Origin of the sequence: Mangrovivirga halotolerans, from assembly GCF_026241165.1 — a bacterium.
GTDB lineage: Bacteria > Bacteroidota > Bacteroidia > Cytophagales > Cyclobacteriaceae > Mangrovivirga > Mangrovivirga halotolerans.
Genome location: NZ_JAPFQN010000002.1, coordinates 315240 through 337489, shown reverse-complemented (window position 1 = coordinate 337489; position 22250 = coordinate 315240). Strand labels below are relative to the sequence as shown.

The 22250-nt window shown below is 36.5% G+C and carries 19 protein-coding genes; 11 read left to right on the top strand and 8 right to left on the bottom strand.

The window, feature by feature from the left end; genetic code table 11:
* Nucleotide 1: 1 nt before the first annotated feature.
* On the bottom strand, nucleotides 2-982 hold the full coding sequence (locus tag OO013_RS02600; RefSeq protein WP_266055048.1) for a phosphotransferase: 981 nt from the start codon (nucleotides 980-982) through the stop codon (nucleotides 2-4).
* 455 nt (nucleotides 983-1437) lie between these two features.
* Between OO013_RS02600 and OO013_RS02595 the strand changes: the two genes are divergently transcribed.
* The 4 genes from OO013_RS02595 to OO013_RS02580 all read left to right on the top strand — a co-directional run bounded on the left by OO013_RS02595 (nucleotide 1438) and on the right by OO013_RS02580 (nucleotide 5596).
* The gene (locus OO013_RS02595; RefSeq protein WP_266055047.1) at nucleotides 1438-1821 is read left to right on the top strand and encodes a BlaI/MecI/CopY family transcriptional regulator; all 384 of its coding nucleotides are present in this window, start codon (nucleotides 1438-1440) and stop codon (nucleotides 1819-1821) included.
* Entirely contained in the window at nucleotides 1814-3085 is a 1272-nt protein-coding gene (locus OO013_RS02590; RefSeq protein ID WP_266055045.1) for a M23/M56 family metallopeptidase, read from the top strand. The genes OO013_RS02595 and OO013_RS02590 overlap by 8 nt, the downstream gene beginning before the upstream one ends.
* 647 nt (nucleotides 3086-3732) lie before the next feature.
* The gene (locus tag OO013_RS02585) at nucleotides 3733-4239 is read left to right on the top strand and encodes a hypothetical protein (RefSeq protein WP_266055044.1); all 507 of its coding nucleotides are present in this window, start codon (nucleotides 3733-3735) and stop codon (nucleotides 4237-4239) included.
* Between the two features lie 298 nt (nucleotides 4240-4537).
* The gene (locus OO013_RS02580; protein ID WP_266055041.1) at nucleotides 4538-5596 is read left to right on the top strand and encodes a hypothetical protein; all 1059 of its coding nucleotides are present in this window, start codon (nucleotides 4538-4540) and stop codon (nucleotides 5594-5596) included.
* 9 nt (nucleotides 5597-5605) lie between these two features.
* On the opposite strand, the gene OO013_RS02575 is transcribed toward OO013_RS02580, so the two are convergent.
* From OO013_RS02575 to OO013_RS02560, 4 genes are read right to left on the bottom strand one after another with little or no spacing between them, the layout of a single operon-like run.
* On the bottom strand, nucleotides 5606-6196 hold the full coding sequence (locus OO013_RS02575; RefSeq protein WP_266055040.1) for an HD domain-containing protein: 591 nt from the start codon (nucleotides 6194-6196) through the stop codon (nucleotides 5606-5608).
* Nucleotides 6197-6218: 22 nt separating this feature from the next.
* Nucleotides 6219-6755: a Pycsar system effector family protein gene (locus OO013_RS02570; protein ID WP_266055039.1), complete on the bottom strand. Its 537-nt coding sequence runs from the start codon at nucleotides 6753-6755 to the stop codon at nucleotides 6219-6221.
* 26 nt (nucleotides 6756-6781) lie between these two features.
* On the bottom strand, nucleotides 6782-8761 hold the full coding sequence (locus OO013_RS02565) for an adenylate/guanylate cyclase domain-containing protein (RefSeq protein WP_266055037.1): 1980 nt from the start codon (nucleotides 8759-8761) through the stop codon (nucleotides 6782-6784).
* Between the two features lie 5 nt (nucleotides 8762-8766).
* The gene (locus OO013_RS02560) at nucleotides 8767-13110 is read right to left on the bottom strand and encodes a S8 family peptidase (RefSeq protein ID WP_266055036.1); all 4344 of its coding nucleotides are present in this window, start codon (nucleotides 13108-13110) and stop codon (nucleotides 8767-8769) included.
* A 597-nt stretch (nucleotides 13111-13707) separates the two neighbouring features.
* Here OO013_RS02560 and OO013_RS02555 point away from each other — a divergent pair.
* The 6 genes from OO013_RS02555 to OO013_RS02530 all read left to right on the top strand — a co-directional run bounded on the left by OO013_RS02555 (nucleotide 13708) and on the right by OO013_RS02530 (nucleotide 18064).
* Nucleotides 13708-14187 (top strand): RNA polymerase sigma factor, encoded by a 480-nt coding sequence (locus tag OO013_RS02555; protein ID WP_266055035.1) that lies wholly within the window; start codon nucleotides 13708-13710, stop codon nucleotides 14185-14187.
* A complete protein-coding gene (locus OO013_RS02550) occupies nucleotides 14187-14729 on the top strand; it encodes a hypothetical protein (RefSeq protein WP_266055034.1) in 543 nt (180 codons plus the stop codon). Before OO013_RS02555 ends, OO013_RS02550 begins: the two co-directional genes overlap by 1 nt.
* Nucleotides 14730-14888: 159 nt before the next feature.
* Nucleotides 14889-15377: a hypothetical protein gene (locus tag OO013_RS02545; RefSeq protein ID WP_266055033.1), complete on the top strand. Its 489-nt coding sequence runs from the start codon at nucleotides 14889-14891 to the stop codon at nucleotides 15375-15377.
* Nucleotides 15378-15637: 260 nt separating this feature from the next.
* Entirely contained in the window at nucleotides 15638-16129 is a 492-nt protein-coding gene (locus OO013_RS02540) for a hypothetical protein (protein WP_266055032.1), read from the top strand.
* A gap of 127 nt (nucleotides 16130-16256) precedes the next feature.
* The gene (locus tag OO013_RS02535; protein WP_266055030.1) at nucleotides 16257-17447 is read left to right on the top strand and encodes an MFS transporter; all 1191 of its coding nucleotides are present in this window, start codon (nucleotides 16257-16259) and stop codon (nucleotides 17445-17447) included.
* Between the two features lie 59 nt (nucleotides 17448-17506).
* Nucleotides 17507-18064 carry a YybH family protein gene (locus OO013_RS02530; protein WP_266055029.1) on the top strand — a complete coding sequence of 186 codons (558 nt, stop codon included), beginning with the start codon at nucleotides 17507-17509 and terminating at the stop codon, nucleotides 18062-18064.
* Nucleotides 18065-18134: 70 nt separating this feature from the next.
* On the opposite strand, the gene OO013_RS02525 is transcribed toward OO013_RS02530, so the two are convergent.
* Nucleotides 18135-18953, bottom strand: a complete 819-nt coding sequence (locus tag OO013_RS02525; protein WP_266055028.1) for a sterol desaturase family protein — start codon at nucleotides 18951-18953, stop codon at nucleotides 18135-18137.
* Nucleotides 18954-19151: 198 nt separating this feature from the next.
* Between OO013_RS02525 and OO013_RS02520 the strand changes: the two genes are divergently transcribed.
* Complete coding sequence (locus OO013_RS02520) at nucleotides 19152-19808, top strand: cyclase family protein (RefSeq protein WP_266055026.1); 657 nt, start codon at nucleotides 19152-19154, stop codon at nucleotides 19806-19808.
* Here the strand turns inward: OO013_RS02520 and OO013_RS02515 are convergent, their stop codons facing one another.
* Entirely contained in the window at nucleotides 19809-20585 is a 777-nt protein-coding gene (locus OO013_RS02515; protein WP_266055025.1) for a carboxylesterase family protein, read from the bottom strand.
* 62 nt (nucleotides 20586-20647) lie between these two features.
* On the bottom strand, nucleotides 20648-22240 hold the full coding sequence (locus tag OO013_RS02510; protein ID WP_266055023.1) for an MDR family MFS transporter: 1593 nt from the start codon (nucleotides 22238-22240) through the stop codon (nucleotides 20648-20650).
* Nucleotides 22241-22250: the final 10 nt, after the last annotated feature.

The window sequence follows — 22250 nt, the reverse complement described above, 5'->3', positions numbered from 1 at the left end:
ATTAAATCTCTTTTAGACACTTGTTTACTACTTCTTCGGTCAATTCCATTGCGTGATCATTCACCTTCCAGTGATCCGGGCTCCAGCCATTTAGAAATCGCTGGAAGTCAGCGACTGCGTAAGGGTAAAGAGACTGCCATTCTGCTTCAAGGCTTTCAAAATCTGTATCCGGCTTTACCGTTGTTTTCAATTGCTCGAAATAGAAATCTAAGTATTCTTTTTCAGTTTTGTTATTAGAATCGGTACAAGCACCGAGTAGATAAGCAATATCTTTCATACCACAACCACCACCTACATATTGAAAATCAACTGCTGCGACATCTTTATTATTGGAAGTAAAACAAAAGTTTGCTGGTTTGGCATCACCATGTATGATCGTTTTAAACGTGCAATCCTTGAGTTTCTCGTCGATTAACGGGGCTGCTTGTTGAAGCCTTTTGTTTTTCATTGCCTTTAGTTCATCGGGCCTGGTGTCCAGATGCCAATAGCTTCCTTGTTCCCAAAGACCTGTTGGAGAAGCTCCTAAAAATTGACCGTGAAAATTAGCCAGCCACCGTAAGCATAATCTGATCTGTACCGGACTCAAGTCTAAGCTTCTACCCGGAAAACCGGAAAGGTCCAGGTCTTCTAAAATGATTAAAGCCCGGTCATCGAATTCTTTGATCAAAAGTGTTTTCGGTACACTGCAAAGATCATTGCACTGATGACTATAGTTTTTATACCATTCTAGTTCGACTTCATAGGAATGAAGCTTTCGTTCATGTGAAATATTTGTATTCCATCCCCGAGGATGTGATGAAGCCTTTTTGAAATTGATGAGTTTCAGGATTACCGATTCAGGTTGACCATCTGAAACACTTACCCGCAGAATTTTCCCATAGCCACTCCATAATTCCTGGATCTCCTCGATTTTGGTTATAGAAGAAGCATGAGTACTTCTTAAAATTAACTCTTCAATTTGCTGATCTACTAACTCTACCATGATAGTACAAATATAAAAAACTGCTGATCGACATTTGCAATGTCGGGCTATTAATAAGACACAAGTGAGATGCTTGCGCCAGGGCATTATATAAGTCGTTATAAACGCCATTCTCACCCATCCTCGTTACAAACAAGGACGATTGACTTCTCCGTAGGAAACATAAATAAATGATGATGCATCGACCTTGTTTAGCGAAGCGCAACGAGGTTGTTATCGAGACCAGCGTTTGTAACGCTGAAATTGGTGCTACATATGTTGGTTTGAATATCTCCATAAAGGAAAGCAGCTGTTCGACATTGCAAATGTCGAAAGATTATCGTCGGATCTGAGATCCGGATTAAATTATTTAGGGTCCTGTTTTTCAGGTGTTTCAGTCAGTTGTTACTATAAAAGTAATCATATAATTGTAAATATAGTTGTATAATTATTTTTATAGTAATACATTTGTCGTCATGAAAGAGTTAACAAAGGCAGAAGAACAAGTAATGAACATTGTCTGGAAACTGGAAAAGGCATTTTTAAAAGATGTCGTTGACGAGTTTCCTGAGCCTAAACCGGCATACACAACGATTTCGACTGTTATGCGGGTGTTGGTGAAAAAAGAATTCATTGGATATAATACCTATGGCAAGGTTCATGAATATTTTCCTAAAGTTTCAAAGGAAGACTATTTTAAGAATCATATTGGAGGAGTGATCAAGAACTTCTTTGATGGCTCGTTTAACCAGTTTGCTTCCTTTTTTACGAATTCGCAAAATGCGGACGTAGACGAACTTGAAGAAGTAAAGAAAATGCTTGAGAATAAAATTGATGAGTTAAAGAAGAAAGATGAATAAATTTTTAGTTTACATCGCAGAGGTCAGCATTGTATTTTCGCTCCTCACAACCATCTATTATGTGTTTTTCAGGCGACTTACTTTTTATAGTCTGAATCGTTTCATTTTGCTGTCGATAATACCGGTTTCATTGATCATACCTCAGTTAAAATTGAATTTTGGATTTAGTGAGAGTGTTTTGGCTTCTCCTTTTTCCGAAATCGGTCTTGCATCTGCAGGTGCTGAAGTCATAACAGAAGGGAAGGTCAGTTCGGGAATTATTGATATGAATGAAATTACTTTGTGGATCTATTTTAGCGGAATGGTGATTTTCTCTTTCATATTTATTTATAATATCACCAGGTTTTTTCTGCTTGCTAAAAGATCTTCAAGCCAGGATTTCAATGGCTACAAAGTAATCCAAACAGATATTCCGTATGTTTTTTCTTGTTTTAAGATGATTTTTCTTCCAAAGAATTATGATCTGGCCAGTCATGAATCAATCCTGGAACATGAAAAAGCACACATACGGATGTATCATACCATTGATCTGACAATTACCGAATTATTCATCATTCTGAGTTGGTTTAATCCTTTTGTCTTACTCTTTCGAAGCCAACTCAAGTCTGTGCATGAATACCAGGCAGATCAACAGGTAATATCATCCGGAGTAAGGAAATCTGACTACCTGCAAATAATGCTGAGTTCAATAACTATGACAAGTTCTCCGGGCATTACAAGCAGCTTTAACAGTTTAACAATTAAAGAAAGAATTGAAATGATAACAAAAAATAAAAGTAAAAGAACAGAGCAATTGAAGTACCTGATATTGGTTCCTGCTCTTGCGTTTATGGTTTCAGCGTTTGCTCATTTTATCGGATCAGAGCCCAAGGTTATTCCGATACAAAAAGGATATGAATATAAGCTGACAGCAAAATTCAATAAGCACGTGGTCATTCCGGAGAAGGGAATAGATAAAGTACATGGGGGCATTGATATTGCTGCGAAGGAGGGAACTCCGGTAGTTGCTTCTGGTGCCGGTAAAGTGATCCACGCTAAAATGAAAGGTAACTGGGGTAACCTGGTAATCATTGACCACGGTGACGGCTTAATATCCAGGTACGCACATTTACAGAAATTTGATGTGAAAGTAGGTGAGGAGGTCGGCGAAGGCGATGTGATCGGTAAAGTCGGGAATACAGGGAAATCCACGGGGCCACATCTTCACTTTGAAGTAGAACGAGACGGAAAAAAATTAGATCCCGAGGATTTTATCAAATTATAAAATATTTCAGGTCAACAACACAACCGGTGGGTATACTCACCGGTTTTTTTATTGTGGGGTGACTATTAAATGATTTGGAGAATGGAGTTGATGGATTACAAATCCATGGATAAGGCTTCAGGATTGCAAATCCAGAAGAGCAGCTGTTTTTTTATAGTCTGTGTTACAATTTAAAAGAACTTTAATAAAGAAAAGCTGCTGTTCGACATTTGCAATGTCGAGCTATTATCATAGGATCTGTGATCCGTATAAATTTGAAGGCGATACAATCGCCATTCTCACCCATCCTCGTTCCAAACGAGGACGATTGACTTCTCCGTAGGAAACATAAATGAAAGATGATACATCGACCTTGTTTAGCGAAGCGCAACGAGGTTGTTATTGAGACCAGCGTTTGTAACGCTGAAATTGGTGCTACATGTGTTGGTTTGAATATCTTCATAAAGAAAGACCGCTATTTGATATTTTCAATTAATAAAATTCCAATAGGCTTTTCTTTTGAGTAGAGTAAATTTTAAATGTATTATTGTGATAAAATGCCCGAGTCACAGACTCTGCAATACATAAGAAAGTTTGAAGTTGTCCTGCGGAACACTCCAAACAGCGGGGGATTAATTAATAAAATCCTAATTTTTAAGAACTAGGTTATGATTAAATTCTTAAATATCAAATTGATCATTTTAATTTTATGTTCAACCGGATGTAGATCAACTTTAGAATTTGGAGAGACATATGTTTCTAATTGTCGTACAGTAAGTGATCCGGCAATAGTGCTGACATTATACAATGACGGTACTTTTAAATATGATGAAAGGCTTCCGCCAGGAGAAGATTTATATGGTACCTATAAAATTAAAGATAAATACCTTTTTCTTTATTCATATTATTTTAGTAAGGACTATCTTGATTTGAAGAATGATGAGATTAATGAAATTTATTATGACATGAAGAGGGAAATGAATATTATACAACCTTCTATGCCTCCCGTAGATATATCAGAAATTGTTTCAACTAAATTTTGGAATAAATTCAATTTTACTGATAATGATGGTTTTGATAAGTATTATATAAAAAAGAATCATCTTATTGAAGTAGATAGCCTGGGAAGTCGTGGTCCTTGTAGATTGAAGGTATTGAAAAAGAATATTGAATAAGGATAATTATTTTTTTCATGTTTTTCAAATTCATAGAAAAGAGTGGATTTCAAATCCTGAAGAGCAGCTGATTAAAATTAATCAGAGTTACAAATTGAAAGAACTTTAATAAAGAAAAGCTGCTGTTCGACATTTGTAATGTCGAACTGTTATCATAGGATCTGTGATCCGGATTAATAAGTAATAAATTCTGAATAGTTTTATGGTTATTAGTATAGGCACAAGCGCGACGATTGCGCCAGTGTACAGTATTTTAAATGCCCTAGCATCTGTCACCCGAATTACCGAATTTTAAACCATGAAATCCCTCTTTGTTATCTTCATCTATATATTGCTGTCTGCGACGCTTACCGCGCAGGTGAGTAATGATAATATCGAAGACAGGCTTAAGTTAAAAATAGGCCAGGTTGCTCATTCCAAAACGGATGATTGCACGGTGCAGTTTAATTGCATCGACCAAAGTGTGACCGGAAGCTGTCTGATCTATCACAATGACCAGTGGTTTGAATTTAATTCCGGTAGTCATAGCAAACTGTTTTTAAATGTATCAGACCAGCAATGCAGGGATCTCAAAGGGGTTCAGGTGGTCGTAGTCAAAGGTACTCCCTGTGACAAAAAGTCATATGAACTGATCACCTGTGCGTCATTCGGAAACCAGGACGATGTATTTTTAACTCTTAACAACCTTGATAAGAATACAGACTACCTGGTGCTCATCGACGGATATTTAAATGACTTTTGCCGGTTTAATATTCAGGTAGGGGAGGTAGCCAAAGGCATTCCGGTCAATCAATACCTGAGATTGCCTTTTAAAGCAGCCAATAATGATGGAGTAATTAGTTTTGACTGGCTTTTACCTGACTCTATAAGGTCTGATGTAGAAAAGTTTGAAATCTACCAGAGAAAGGGATCCAGATTTAAAAGTGATCTAATCAAAACTATTAATGTAAAAGATTATGCTTATGGGAATTCAGAAGGAAATTATAGCTTCATTGATACTATAAGCCTTGATACTAGTTATGAGTATAAAGTCGTAGCAAGGCATTTAAACGGAGCGGCAGATATCGTTTCGGAATATCTTATAACACCCGATGAAGAACTCCTTCCTCGTGAAGTGTCTGTAAATATTGTTCCATCAATCAAGATCAGAAAAAAGGACGAGGTAACAGTTGTAGTCAGGGATTTTTATTCACGAAGAGTAATTAAAAGCTTTCAGTTTACAGGTAAAGAAATACCTGATGAAGGCTTTTATATAAATAAAGCTCAGTACTCGAAACTGGGATTAAAAAGGTTGAGAATTGAAATTATTAATAATGATTCAGGTCGAAAGGAAGAAATACACTTGGACATAAACTAGGAAAATACATCATCCTGAATTGATCACTGCCTGTTTTAATTCAGTCAATCGTTTTTGCTTTTCCGGTTCTCTATGCTCGATCGCAAAATCTGTATGATAGTGATGTTTTTCTAAAAAGTTAATTTGAGCTTTATTCCAGTCATCGATCGAATCAATAACACCAAATTCTCTTAATTCCTTAAATAGCTGATTGCTGATTTCATAAAACTCATCACCACCAAGGTAATCCAGGTCGGCATCACAAATAATTCTTTCAAGATCGGTTTTAGGCGATTGGGGTATTTTAGTAGCCATGATTAATCCAGCTACTAAAGTAATTTCATCATCGGTATAGCCATATTTTTCCATTATTTCAGTTGTGATCACTACCCCATGTTCTTCGTGGTTTTTGTTTGAAACAGTAAAGCCTATATCGTGGGTGAGGGCACCTATTCTCAATAATTCGGCCCGATGTCGGTCGATTTTATCTCGCTCAATATATTCATTGCATACATCGTAAACCCCTAGTGTATGATCTATACTATGATAATATAATTTATCAGATAGTTTATTTCTTAAAATATCTAATGCATGTTCCTTAACTTTTACGAATGCATCCATTATTAAAAAAATTAAATAATAACTACAGAAATATTACCCAATAAACTAATATAAGAATAAGTGCAATAAAACTGACAGCAAAATACTTTATTGATAATTGTACGCTTTCAAACTTTTTATCAATGATTTTACTTTCGATATGTACCTGCTGACTTAGCTCGAGGCATAGTTCTTTGATATCTCCACACGTTTCAATATAATTTTTATTAAACTGATCTACATCACCAAAAGCATATACGGCATCTCGAAAGAAAAACACATTACTCTTATAATTTAATACCATTCTCGGCATAAAACACCTAAAACAGTAATAAATTGATATTAATACCAATAAAATCCACATTCCGGCAAGAACCAGCACAAAGACACTCTCGGAAAAAAGTCCCTGAAAATAGTCTAGTCGATCAACAAAAAGCCCTAATATCAAACTGTGGAATGAAAATATCACCCCTGCTTTTAACTCTGATGCTCTGATCAGTCGTTCGAGGCGCTCTAATTGTAACCAGTAATTTTGAGGATCCTGGTCTCCGTATTTTATATTCTTCTCAGTTTCTGCCATTTATAAGGTTAAGTGGCCTCTTTAATTTAAGAAATTTTTCCGGAATGTTTAACATCTACCTGCTCTTCTTCTTCATTTTTAATTCCCTCTATATAATACATATTTAAATGCCCTTTATTCTTCACATCGATTTCCCCTCGGTAGACACATTCAAATTTGTTTTTGACCAGCTCATAAGTAGTTTCTGAAATATTGATTTTTCCCGGTGTTGAAGATGATTCCATTCTTGCTGCGACGTTTACTGTGTCTCCCCAGATATCATAAGCGAATTTCTTTATACCTACCACTCCAGCAACTACCGGTCCGGTATTAATACCTATTCTTATCTCAAAAGGAAAGATATCAGGTTGTTCTTTTTTTACATTGTTCATCACTTCCAAAATCTCCATGGCGGCCAGGACCATATTTTCGGGGTTGTGATTATCCGGAAATGGCATTCCTGAAGCACACATGTATGCATCACCAATCGTTTTGATCTTTTCAATGCCGTATTTTTCCATTATCACATCAAATTCGGCAAAATAATAGTCAACACTTTTTACCAGGTCTTCCGGAGAAAGGGTTTCAGAGTAATAGGTGAATCCCTTGAAGTCGGTAAACATCACAGTAACTTCATCAAATCTCTTGGCTTTTACTTTACCGTATTGTTTAAGCTCATTGGCTGTTTCTTTTGGTAAAATATTCAGTAAAAGATTATCAGATCTGGCTTTCTCAATACTGATCAGTCGATTGGTTTTCTGAATGAATCGATACCTGTTAAATATTCCTAATGCGATGATGAATATTAAGCCTGCGCCGATTCCTGTAGCCAGGGTCAGGTTTTTTTGGCGTTTTTCATTGAGTTGGGCGATTTCTCTTTCTTTTTCCAGTAACCCGATCTGATTTTGTTTTTTATCCAGTTCAAATTCAAATTGAAGTCCCCTGATACGATCATCGGTTGCGATATTGAAAAGAGAATCTTTTTGAGCTAAGTATTGCTCGTGAAAAGCCAGTGCTTCTTCATATTTACCTTTATATTGATATGCTTTATATAATCCGAGGTAAACATCTCTCAGTTCCCCGGAAATTCCCATGTCCAAAGCTATTTCCTGAGCTTTTTGATACGTGTCGATGGCTTTGTCAGGATCAGTTTTAATATAAATGTCCCCCAGTGAAAGAAGAGATTGAACATGGTCTAATTGTAATTCATTTTCGATTGCATATTTATTTGCCTGAGAAAGATATTCTATAGCCTTTTTGTCATTGTTTAATGCTGTTTCAATCTTGCCCAGCATGATCAGGTTATATGCATAATCCAATGTGTTTTCACTTAGAAAAAGAGATTTCTCAAACTTTTCAAGAGCTTCTTTAAACTTATTTTGCTTATAATAAATTTCTCCAATTCCCATCAATTGTCCTGCTGTCAGCTGATCGTTATCTAATTTCAGGAGATATTGATCCATCCGTTCATAATAAGTCAATGCCTTCTCATAATTTTTCATTTGGCCATAAACTCCTCCAATATTGGCCAGACTGGTAGCGATTCGTGTGGGAATGTTTTGTTTTTCTGCAATACCTAGTGATTCCAGATAATATTCAAGGGCTTTTGGCTGGTTACCCATACTATAAAATATAGCCCCAATATTATTTGCCATATTTGACATTCCTTCGAGGTCATTTATTTCACCAAAGATTTCATGGGCTTCTGTCCAGGTTTCCAGTACCGCATTATATTTGCCCTTGTAATACTCGACCATACCGATCTGTTTGAGCGCATGAGCTTCACCTTTGGGGTAGTTTATCTCCCTGCTTATAGAAAGTGCTTCATTTGCTGTCGTCTTAGATTTGTCGAGTTTACTTTCATTCCTGTATTCAATACTAAGACCAATCAGATGGTTTACTTTCGAAGTATCTTCACTGGTTTGTTCCAAAAGGGACTTTATGCTGTCAATATTATCAGTTTGACCTTTTGAAATAAAGGTCAAACTGAATAATAATATGATAAATGGTTGAAAAATATATTTCATTGTTTTTATTCTTTCATTATTGAGAAAGTCTGCACACCTGATTTACTGGTGCATCTGATTATATACATTCCGTTAAGGTAGTTTGAGAAGTCTATTTCGATGCTGGCACCTATTCCCGATGGTATTGTGGATGAAGTGTAGAAATTACCATAATAATCAAAGACTTCCACGGTGCTTTCATCTTCAAATGTTTTTTCTATAGTCAGATAGGTTTGAACCGGATTTGGATATATGTTATATGCTTCAAAACCTTCGCCACTATCACATTTGTTAGATGAAGAACTTGCTGAGCTACTTGTTGAGGTCTTAAGGGTGGTTTCGCGAGAAGTTAAATTCCATTTCAAGTCGCTGCCATCAAACTTAACTTTAAAGGTTCCTTCTCCGGAAAGGAATATCTCCGGTACCGATCCGGATCTTTCTGCAGTACCGCTCAGGTAATTATCAGGACCTTCAACAATATAAATTGTGTAGTCATTTGGATTTAAATACCTGAAATTGGCTACGTAATACAGACCATCCGGATCGTCGGGGTGATACTCCACACAATCAAGATAGGTTCGTATTTTTCTTGCATTGGCATCATCAATATTTACATAAAGCTTGGCATCATTAAGATACTTAACAGCATAATTTTTCGGATCAGTGATGTTAATGTCAAATATTCCCGTAGCTCCACTTTGATATGGATTGCCATTTTGATCTGTGAAATAATAATCGATTCCTGATGGGAACACACTACCGGTTGAATCTTCATAAACATATCCTGAAAACTGTGTTTCAATACTATCAGGATTTATTTCTTCTCCCTGGGTGATCATATAGTCTTCGATTGAAGCAAACAGATCTGCTTTAGTGATGGTCAGTCTGCCTGATCCATATTCATTTTGCAAGTTAGCTGCTACAGGTCCGATAAATGCACCGGGGAAGCTGTAATGAAGACTATCAGGATGCGTTACTTCCAATCCTGTGATCAGATCCATCGAATACAATTTCCGGATGCCATTTTCTTCAGTTTCTGTAGAGGCATCTTCTGCATCAACAATGGTAAAGGTTGAGCCATACTCTGTTTTATCGGTTTCATCACCACGACCTGTGTCATTAACAATCGCTCTGAATTTGTTTTCTATACTCAATTCCACGTTATTGCCGAGCAGGTCTGCTGTATTAACAATCGCCCTGAATTTGTTCACGATGGCTCTGAATTTATTAGTTGTTCCATCATCCAGTGCAGCATCATAATCTACAAAATGATCAGTATCCAGATCGATCACGTTCATCCCGTTAACAATCGCCCTGAATTTATTTTGTATGGTTCTTTCAGAGGTCGTCCAGCTTGCATCCTGCAGATAAGAAAGGATATCAACTTCATTGACGATCGCTCTGAACTTATTAATAATTATCAGGGTGTTTTCCTCGTAAAAGGTCGATTGATAATCAGTTGAGACCAGCGAAAGGAAATCAGCAGGATCTGCTATTCCGGTTGGATCAAATTCAAATTCTTTTCTCAACTTTACTGCCTGGCCATAAACGAAACTGGTGTCAGCAGGAGTGATTTTCATACCATTTTTGAAGACAGTGAAAATACCCGACTTAAAGTTTAACTGATAGAGTTCCTCCTGTTCGGGAGTCAGCTCAGTTTCTGTGAATGCTGTTAATAAATAATTGTTTACATCAGGATAAGGAAATACAGCCGGTGTTGAGAATTGAATCGCCGGGAGACCGGTATCTTCATAGGTCTGACCTTCAGGTAAGCCTGAAGCTATATATTCAAATGATGCTTGCTGACCATATTTAGTGGTATCATTTACTGCCTGGATAGTCAATGCTACTTTGCCTCCATCGAAGAATCTCAATACATTCGAATCACCACCATCTAGTCCCGAAGGAGTGGTTGGCTGAGTTTCGACGGTGAGATCGGGATTACCATCAAATTCGGGGACAATTGCTTTAATATAGCCGTCTCCAGTTTCTATTATAGTCAGTTGCTGTCCGTCAAAGTTCACTATCGGATCTTCAGGTAGGTATTCTCCCAGGATCGTAACGATGAAAGGTTCTGCACTTGGTGTTTTGCCATCTTCAATAATCAATTTGGTGATCTTTGCAGTTTGAGAGGCAATTGCTTTAAAAGCTGCTTCAACATCTATAAATCCTGCTCCGACTTGAAGTGGATCACCACTTGCCGGTGTTGAGGTGTTTTTGAGAAGTGATAATAAGGAATTACTTTCTCCGGTACTGCTTGCAGCACTTAATTCATTTGGTAAACCATCGGGAAACCAATCTCTTGTTCCTTGTAATAATAAAGCATGAGAGGCAGCAGCATGTGGAGCAGCAGCGGATGTGCCAAAGAAATTTGGAAATCCATCTCCATCGACGTCTGATGAAAAGTCAACAACATTAATATTTCCTCCATCAGGAGCAAGAAAATCGGCAGCTACAACCTGTCCATTAGGAAGAGTACCTCCATGAGAGGAGAAAGTCTGTGCTTGTGGATTGGTATTTGCATAATACGATGCACCTACAGCCGCAATCTCCGGGGTCATCTGGTGACCCCCAACGGTTGATGCTCCTGCGTACTCAGTAAATTCGAGTCCGTTAGCTACGTATGCCACTAGCCTGATAGCTAATCCTTCAGGAGCCGGACCATTGGCACTTGTAATCACAATATTGGCCTCGCCGGCTTCAAGGGCTTCAAAAACAGCTATTTCTCCTGCGTCCTCACCGGAACTGAAGCGATTTATATTAACTAATAGATTGTTATTGTCATCAACTACATAAAAATCAAGGTCTGTATTCGCTCCCGTAGTAACATCTTCACTGGAGAAAGGTTCAGACCAATGCATAGTAACCAGAAATACCCCCTTGGTTACTGAAAACCTCATTTTTATATCCTCTGTACCATCAGGGTTTGTTCCAAATACATGGGCCCTGGTATCCGAACCGTTTGGAATAAAATCAAAGGGAGGGACGGTTGAGGAGTTTTTAAATGTACCCTGATAGGCTTTATCGTAAAAGTTACCAATCGAACTATAGACAACTTTTCCCGGGATTTGCGAAAACTCTTGCATCAATTTGCCTATTCGGGTGATCCCAAACAGTGGCGCATTAACAAAAGTTATATCGTCACATACCATATCAGCTCCGGCATCTACAAGGTTTTGGAAGTTTACCTCGAAGCTTTTTTGAGTTATCGTTCCAGTACTGAAAAGCAATTCTGCACCCGGCGCTACATCATGAAATGTTTGTAGCATTCCTCTTCCTTCATCTGATGTAGGACCATAAGGATAATCAAAGATAACATTTACGGGTATGTTATATCCATTTGGGTTTCCCGGACCGGGAAGATCTCCATTTTCAACATCCACTTGTGCTCTGGATTTCCCGGATGCTGCCGGTTGAGTGTTAAATCCATTCGACATTACAGCTGCTTTAACTCCGGTACCATCTATGAAAGCCGGTTCACCATTGACTACCGTTCTAAATGATTCTCTTACAATATTAGATCGTTGTGTGGTGTCTCCCTGTGAAGTAGTGATGCCCACATTGTTCTGTCCGGGGTATGCTGATCGGGCAAAATTAAATTGCTCACCATATAAATTTAATTCATTTAGCCTGTTAATTGGAAAGAACACATCAATAGAAGGTAGGTTTTTAGCAATTATTACGTCAGGATCGATAATGAAATCAGATTGCAACGGGTTGGTGGAATAGGTCAGTCCAAAAGTATTCTGTAAAATATCGAGCGAATTTAAGAGTTGACCCGGATTGTAAATTACTTCAATTATTACTTTATCCTTAGTCTCGTTCAATTGATAAACTAATTCTGATGGTATATTACCGGCATTCCCTTCAAATAGTGCATTGAGTTCGGTTGTGGTTACATCTCCTGATTTGCCGTCACTATATACCGGAACGATAATTCCTGATTCTTCATCCGGGCAATGGGAGGAGCTGGCACTGGCGTAAACGGTATGCGTATTCCCATTGGGGTTTACTACTGTCCATTCAACCGTTTCCTTATCATTGACTACTTCCGAAAAGGCTTTATTAACTTTTCCAAATTTAAAGTTAGAGATCCCTGATTTTTCTTTATTGGTATTTTCAAATTTTACTTTGCTTTTTTCATCAGGTATTTTTAATCCCTGGCGGTTTGGATTTTCATAACTGAAATTCAAACTGATCAATCCATTACCAATATCCTCCTTACAGGCTCTGACGATCAGGTCTTTGGTCCCATTATTTTGACCATAGACATAACTTGAAATTAATATTAATAAAAGGAATAGAATCACCTTTACTGTGACACTTGCTTCTAAGAAACAAGGTGTTCCTGTGGTCTGTTTACTAAGCATAACAACTTTTTTGGTTATAGGTAAAACAACCATTAGCTTGATTCTTCCTGTAATGATTGAAACTCGGGCACATTTGTAAACCACTGTATCGGAATAGTAAAGTTGTTTTGCTCCGTTTAAAATCGGATTTCGGCTCTTTATTCACTAATTCCCTCTGGTTGATCCCCCTGGAATCAATTGATCAACGATATGCAGTGACTTACTGGAATTTAGATTATGGATAAAGTTATATTTTTTCACCGAAATATCAAATTTATAGGTAACTATATTTTGCATTGAAAAAGAATTTGAATCTTTTATAATAAAATGCCTCATAGGAATAATTAACTAATATAGAATTTAAAATTTTGATGAATTTAAAATTAAAGACTGGTTGAAAAATTTGATAAATAACAAGAATCCTATTGACTTCCCTTAGAACAATCATGGGATTAATGTATATTAATTTTAAAGCAGGCCTTTTCGGGATTGCTTTTTTATTTCTTACTAAAAATTTTATTAAAAAAATTCATACTTATTGTAATAAATATTCCTCATTCATCAACTAATTATATGAATTAAAAAATTACACCATGTTTGATTTAATTGACATATCTGATGAATGAAAATCGTTTTTTATCGATGATTGAGGCTCATCAGGGTATTATCTACAAGATATCTAAGATGTACAGGGATGATCCTGGGGATCAGGAAGATTTGTTTCAGGACATTGTATATCAATTATGGAAGTCGATCTCAAGCTTTAAGGAGGACTCTAAAGAAAGCACCTGGATCTATAAAGTAGCATTAAATACTGCCCTGGCTTCATTTAGAAAAAGGAAAGTAGAAATTAATTACACCGAAGACAAGCATTCTCTGGATCATATTGAGGAAGAAAGTACATCAGAAAATCAAGAAAGACTTTTTAGTGCCTTAAGAAAATTAGAAAAGAGTGACAGAGCACTTATTTCATTATTCCTTGAGGGTTATTCATATAAAGAAATAGGAGAAATTACAGGAATCAGTGTAACCTATGTCGGAGTGAGATTAAATCGAATAAAAACCAGGTTAAAAGAAATATTATTAATTAAAGTATAATGGAAGATTTAAAGAACTTATGGGAGAATGCAGGTCGATCTCCTTACGAGAAAAAGACTATAAAAGCGATGACCACATTGAGATCACATCCTCAACTTAATCGGTTGAAAATTAAATTTATTATTGAGATAGTGGCTATTTCGTTATTTGTGGCTCTTTATTATGATGCTTTCGATGGACATCAAAAGCCACTGATATTAAATATATTGTTAATCTTCTTTGCCCTGGCCTATATTTTCAGTGATCTTGCAGGGATGTATAATCTTTATAATCCCGTTCATAAAGGCTCTTTGGTTCAATCTCTTTTGATATTTGCTAATAAGATCAAGTTTTATGGGATATTAAATACAGTAAGCTCATTTCTATTTGGCTTATCTGTTATTACCTTTTTTGTACAGGGAGTTGAATTAAATACCATTAAAATTTTGTTCATTACTGGTTTCTTAATATTCCTTATTATCATGACTTTTATCGCCTGGAAACTATGGATGAAAAGAATAAGAAGTATTGAAAGAGTAATTACTAAATTAACCACTGACTAAAGACAGAAATGAGAATAAAGAAAGCTCCTAATAGTATAATCAGCTGTTTAATCAGAGTTTAACTATTTAAAAACCTTATACTACTTATTAATTATACGCAATAAATCACTATATTATATAAGAATAGTCATACAAAAAATTGGTTAGACAATAAGATTTATGAAAAAGTATATTCTTATCATATCGTTAATTTTAATAGTTAGTGAAATTAAGGCACAAATTAAAGCCGGAATACACGGGGGTTCACCAGTGGGCGATGCAGAAGGGCTGTATAACTCTAGTTGGGGAATTAATGGTTATTATATGTTCGGTAAAGAAAGAGAATCATTACTTAAATTTGGTGCAGGTGCCGGATGGTTAAAATATTCCGGAGATGAAATAAATCTCCCTGGAGGAACAATTGAGGTAGAGGATGCGTCATTTTTGACGATATATTCTGCAGCGAGAGTATATTATAAAATGTTCTTCACAGGTGTGGATATTGGATATGGTTTTGGATTATCTGATAGGGATGGGGGCTTTCATTGGAAACCAGTATTGGGAGTAGTATTTCTTAAAATACTTGAAGCAAATTTATTTTATCATAGTATTGCATCGGATGATACCAATGTTAGTTCGCTTGGGTTAGGTCTTCATGTTAAACTATAGTTCATAAGGATTGAATAAAGATCCTGGGTAATTCAAAACTTACCACATGAGGGTGATTAGCTGTAAATTGTCTTTTCACAATCTTGTTTTTTTAATCTCTAATTTCTAACCGCTGTTTAATCTCTGATTCACATATCTTAGACCGTTACTATACGGTGTATTTAATTTTTGTAATTATTTATTTAAATAACAATAAAATATCACCATAATATACTATATTATGAGTGCTACATGTTATTTTTCAATAAACCACTACACTTATGAAAAATTTATTCATATTAATATTGTCTGTATTCATGATCTCTTCCATACAGGCACAATTAAAAGTTGGTGTTCACGGCGGAGCACCGGTAGGTGATGCAAAAGATATTTACCAGTCGAGTTGGGGTATAAATGGGTATTACATGTTTGGTGAAGAAAGTGATGCTCTTATTAAGTTTGGAGTGGGTGCTGGCTGGATACATTATCTTGGAGATGAAGTAACAGATACCGGGGTTACCGTAGAATATGATGATGCTTCTTTTTTACCTCTTTATGCAGCAGGTAGAATTAATTTTTTAGGACTGTTTGCAGGGATAGATGCAGGTTATGCCATTGGTTTAACTGATGTTGATGGAGGATTTTACTGGAAACCTATGGTCGGTGTCGGATTATTTAAGATCCTTGAACTCAATTTATTCTATCATAGTATATATCCCGGGGATGGTGTCGATATTAGTTCCGTAGGACTGGGATTATATTTAAAACTTTAGAGTTGTTTATTTCATTTTGTTAATGATTTACGTACTTGTTTGAAACAGGCTGGCCATTTGACCAGCCTGTTTTTATTTTGGGTTTAAAATATGTGTTCTTATTTTAGAGTAAATTTTAAAACATTGTATGACCAGTAGATCACTTGTTTTACCTGTAATAGTTATTGCGCAATTTTTTTGTACTTCATTGTGGTTTGCCGGAAATGCGGTAATGAATAACCTGGTTTCTGATTTTGGGCTTGAAGAAGGAGCTCTGGGAATTCTTACCTCTGCAGTTCAATTTGGTTTTATTACCGGAACATTGCTTTTTGCGATTCTTACCATTGCAGATCGGTTTTCTCCTTCAAAAGTTTTTGTTGCCTGTGCTGTTTTTGGTGCATTATTTAATCTTGGGACTATTTATCCTGAGAATTCTTTCCTTTCACTAGTGACTTTCAGATTTTTCACTGGCTTTACCTTGGCAGGTATTTATCCTGTCGGAATGAAAATAGCTTCAGATTATTATAAAGAAGGTCTTGGGAAATCTTTGGGATTTCTGGTTGGTGCTTTAGTCCTGGGGAAGGGCTTTCCTCATCTGGTTAAAGCATTAACAGCAGATCTGCCATGGGAATCTGTTATATTATTAACTTCATCAATAGCTGTTATCGGAGGGGTGTTACTTTACTTGACAGTGCCAGACGGACCGTATAGAAAACCAGCTTCCAGGTTTAATTTTACTGCTCTATTTAGTGTGTTTAAGCACCCGCGGTTTCGACAAGCAGCATTTGGTTATTTCGGACACATGTGGGAGCTATATACTTTCTGGGCATTTGTGCCTGTCATTTTAATTTCTTTTCAGGGTATACATCCCGAAACCTCTTTTAATGTTCCGGTATTATCATTTTTAATAATTGGCCTTGGTGGATTAGCTTGTGTGCTAGGTGGTTATATATCAAAAGATTTTGGAGTTAAGCGAACAGCGACGACAGCTTTGTTTTTATCTTTTATTTGTTGCATTACTTCACCATTTGTGATTTTATCGGGTTCTGAAATTTTTCTAATCGCATTTTTAATCTTTTGGGGATTAGTTGTAATTCCCGATTCACCATTATTTTCTACTTTAGTGGCCCAATACGCACCAGAAGAATCCAGAGGTACAGCTCTTACAATTGTTAATTGTATAGGTTTTGCCATAACAATAATCAGTATTTTACTTATTGAGTATTTGAGATTTTTAATTCCTGTAGAATGGGTTTTTGTTTTTCTCGCTATTGGTCCGGGGCTGGGGCTAATAAATTTGATAATAAATCCCAGGAGCTTATCAGAAATTAAAAGTTAGAACTATTATAATTTCAAAAAAAGATAATAAGTGGTAAATTATATAAAAATCACACCACTATGAAAATTAAAATTTATTTAGCGATTACGCTGTTTATATTTGTTGCGTTTACTTCATGTGAATCTAAAACCGACCAGGACGTAGATGAGTTATCTTATTCAAACGTAACTGAAGAACTGATAACCGAGGAAGATCGGGAGGAGATTAAGACTATTATCGATCAAAAGAATACCGAATTAGAAAAGCTTTATAGGGAAGGGAAGATGGAAGAGGCTGCAACCTACTTTTCTCAAGATGTAATCCAATTAGCACCTAATACTAAACCAATCAAGGGAACTCAAATGTATATTGATGAGTGGAATAAAGCCGTTAGTCAAGGGGAATGGAATTTTGATTTTAGAGTAGAAGAAGTGAAATTTTATGGAAACGCAGCAGTTGAACTAGGTAGTTACGATCTTGAGATATTACCTGCAGGAGGATCTGAAATGCCTCCCTTTAAAGACCAAGGGTATTATGTTGTATTATGGGAGAAGATTGATGGTGATTGGAAGATAGTATGGGATGCACCGGTAAGTTCATTGCCATTACCCGGTCAGGAAAATGAAAAAGAAATGTAAAAAAATAAAAAGTAAAATTAAGCCCGGCTGAATAAATTCAACCGGGCTTTTTAGTATAGGAATAATAGACTTAATAATCTGTCTTAATGTTTTTATCGAATGGTATTTTAAACTGATAGATTACATTTGTATCGGTCGAATCATCAAGTACATCCAAACCATATTTTATTTTTTTAGGATCATCCATAACATAAGTGCCAAACATCCTATCCCATAGGGAGAAGATATTTCCAAAATTGGTGTCGGTCCATGGCCGCTCGAAATGATGATGAAACTTATGCATATTCGGAGTGACAAAGATCAACCCAAGAGTTTTATCTAACCATTTTGGAGTTACCACATTTGCATGGGATACATAAGTAAAAAACACAGTAAGGAAACGATAGATCAAATAATAGGAGATAGGAGCCCCGATTACGATGATCGCACCTAAAGCAAATGTCTCTCTCAAAATGTAATCACCCGGATGATGCCGGGTACCGCTAGTAACATCTACCTTGGTATCACTATGATGGATCATATGGAATTTCCACATCCATTTAACACGATGCAGAAGATAGTGGATTAAATATTGTGCGACCAGGTCTAATACCATAACTGCAACGATTAACTCAACCCAGATAGGCCAATCAACCATATTTAATAACCCGACATGGTTTTCACCTATCCAGTTGAAAATTCCAACAGTAGCTATTCCGAAAACAATATTAATTACAAGAGTTATACTGAGAAAAATGAAATTAACCTTCGCATGATTCCACTTTTTATAAGCATGTTTGAAAAGGGGGTAATAGCCTTCAAATAGCCAGCAAACTACCAGAACGCTTACCACCCAAACCACTTTTTGCCAGGCAGGCATTGTTTCAAAAAATAATAAAAAGGACTCCATACACTTTGTTCTTCATTTTTGGGTTACAGAAAGAACGAATAATAGTGTTTTATCAATTATCACCTTCTTTCCGACTTATAATTTAATTATATATTATTAAACTGTAATAAGGATGTGAGGTTTTTGCTGATTTTATATAATATTAAAGATACTTTTGGTTAATGATTTATCACATTCAGAGACGATAAAATCGTATATATGCCTTTAATAGATCTGAGCCATACTATTGATAATAATACAGTTACTTACAAAGGATTGCCTAAGCCAGTGATATGTGATTATTGGACAAGGAAATCTTCCGGGAAAAATTATGTAGATGGGTCCTCTTTTCAGATCGGTAAAATTGAGATGGTCGCTAATACGGGTACTTATATTGATTGTCCCTTTCACAGATTTGAAAATGGAAAAGATATAAGTGAGGTATCTCTTGATGCTTTTGCTAACCTGGAATCTCATAAAGTAAGATGGGATTATCAAAAACAGGGATTATCTGTGTCTAAGCAAGCTTTTGAAGGGATTAATTTAAAAAATAAGGCCATTCTTATAAATACAAACTGGAGTGAAAAATGGATGTCTGAAGAATATTATACTAACCATCCTTTTCTTTCTGAAGAAGCTGCAAATTATCTAAAAGATTCAGGGGTATTGTTAGTTGGAATTGACTCGTATAATATCGATGATACCCGCACTAAAAAAAGGCCTGTTCATACTGTTTTATTAGGCAACGAAATATTGATCGTTGAGCATCTGACTAACCTTTCTTTATTACCTGATCATGAATTTAATTTCACTGCAGTCCCGCCTAAAATAAAGGGAATGGGAACTTTCCCTGTCAGGGCTTTTGCAAAAATTTAACTATTTTGATTTTGAAAACATCCATTCAAGCAGTCCGGGATGGGCAAATGCCGGATCCCAGCTATTGTGATTTGCATCTTCAAATAAGGTAAGCATAGGGTAGCCACCGGCCCCCAGAATTCCTTTAGCAATATCCAAACTATTTTTAGGATCTACTATATTATCTTTTGCCCCATGAAAGATCCAGACTGATACCTTTTTAGCATAACCGTCAACCATATCAGCATTTCCCCCACCACAGATAGGCACCGCCGCGGCAAATATATCAGGCCTTCTGTAAAGCATTTCAAAAGTCCCCATTCCTCCCATAGACAATCCGGCAATATAAACCCTGTTATTATCTGTATATTCTTTTGAAAGCAATTCATCCATCAAATCCATTACATTTTGCAAAGGAAGAGGAGGAGAACTGGTATAATCATATTGGCGGGAAGGAATGTTGTCATTCTCTACTATTCGCATATTGGACCAGTAAGTATCCATCGGACATTGAGGAAAGACGACGATCGCAGGGAACTTTTCCCTGTTATCTTCAGAGGCAAATAGTGAACTTCCATGAATAAGCTGCTTTGTGTTATCACTTCCTCTTTCACCAGAACCATGAAGAAATAATACGACAGGGTATTGCTTATCCTCAGAAAAATTCTTGGGATACATGATACGATAAAGTAGGTTTCCATTCTGTGTTTCAAATACTTTTTTCTGATACAGATCGTAATGATCATTTTGAGCTGAAAGTATAGTAGTAGTCAAAAGCAGTAATATTATAGTTCTCATATTATCTCTGATTTAACTATAATTTAAAATATTAGGGGTAATAAAAAAATACTTTAATAAGATCAATGATCATTTGTTTGTCTTAACTCATGATCAGGGAGGAAGAAGGTAGCAATAGACGCTAAAAATGATACTATTAGGGAAAAAAGAAAGATCCTTGAAATAGCATCACTGAATGCTGTGATAATCGTATCCAGAGCATCTTTATATGCAGGGTTATTGTTAGTGTTACTTACCCGTTCATCTAATTTTTCTCTTAATTCCTGTATGTTTGTTTCTTTATCAACTGTAATTTCTATTGGAGAATTTTCAAGTTTATTAATTTCTGGTTTTTGAATGATGCCACTAACAGTCAAAGCCAGAATCATACCCATAATAGCTGCTCCGGTAACACCACCGATCTGTCTGAAGAATTGAGTAGAGCCTGTTGCCTGACCCAGCACATTTCTTCTTACGCTATTTTGAACTGCTAAAGGAAACATAGGCAAGGTGGGGCCCATACCAAGGCCTGCAATGACCATTAAAATCACCACTTTATAATAGTCAGTGTCTGTACTAAGCGTAGTTAGTAGTCCAAAGGCAAGCATCAATATTCCTATACCAAAGAGAATAATAGTTCTCACCCTCCTGAATTTATTTGAAAGCTTTCCGGCTAATGTTGATCCCGTAACCAACCCCAGAGATAAGGGTATTAAACTTATGCCGGCTTTTGTTGCAGAAACCCCAAGCACATTGGTTAAATACAAGGGAATGAAAAGAGTCAGACTAAAAAAGGACATTCCAAGGAATATCACCGCAATCACCGATACTTTGAAAACGCTATTTTGAAATAATTGAAGATTGATAATAGGATTAGGACTTTTCTTGGATCTGAAATAGAAAAGGAGGGTACCTGTAATTGCCAGAAGTACAAAAATCAGAAATTCCGGAGAGGTAATACCTGTTTTTTGCTTATCCGACTCTAGTGCCAATAATAATCCTCCAGTGCCGATTGTTAAATAAAAGGCTCCTCTGAAATCGAAGTATTTCGAACTATCTTTTTCAGGTAAGAGTTTTGGCATATACCTGATTATAAAATAGACAGCTATTGCTCCGAAAGGAATATTTACATAAAATACCCAACGCCATCCCTCAACCCCTGGAATTATCCCTCCTGCATAATCCGTTAACAATCCTCCAAAGAAAGGGCCCAACAAACTCGCAATACCAAAGGCGGCTCCAATGTATCCCTGGTATTTCCCTCTTTCAGCAGGTGGGAAAAGATCAGCAATAACGATAAAGGCCATTGAAAACAAACCGGCACCACCTAGTCCTTGAATAGCCCTGAATAAGATTAGTTGATTCATGCCATCACCAATGATTGGGAGATCACCCCAGATTCCAGCCAATCCACATAGAACTGACCCAATTAAAAAGATTGTAATAGCACCAAATTCAATTGATTTTTTACTGAGCATATCTGCCAGTTTACCATAAATCGGTACAAAGACTGTGCTGGCAGTTAAATAGGCTGTAGCTACCAGACTATATCGACTAAGTCCCTGAAGATCCCTGGCTATCGAAGGCAGAGCTGTCGCAACAATAGTCTGATCTAACGCTCCTAAAAATAAGGCTGTTAAAACAGCAGCAAGCGTAAGTGCTTTATCTTTGGTCATAGGCAATTAA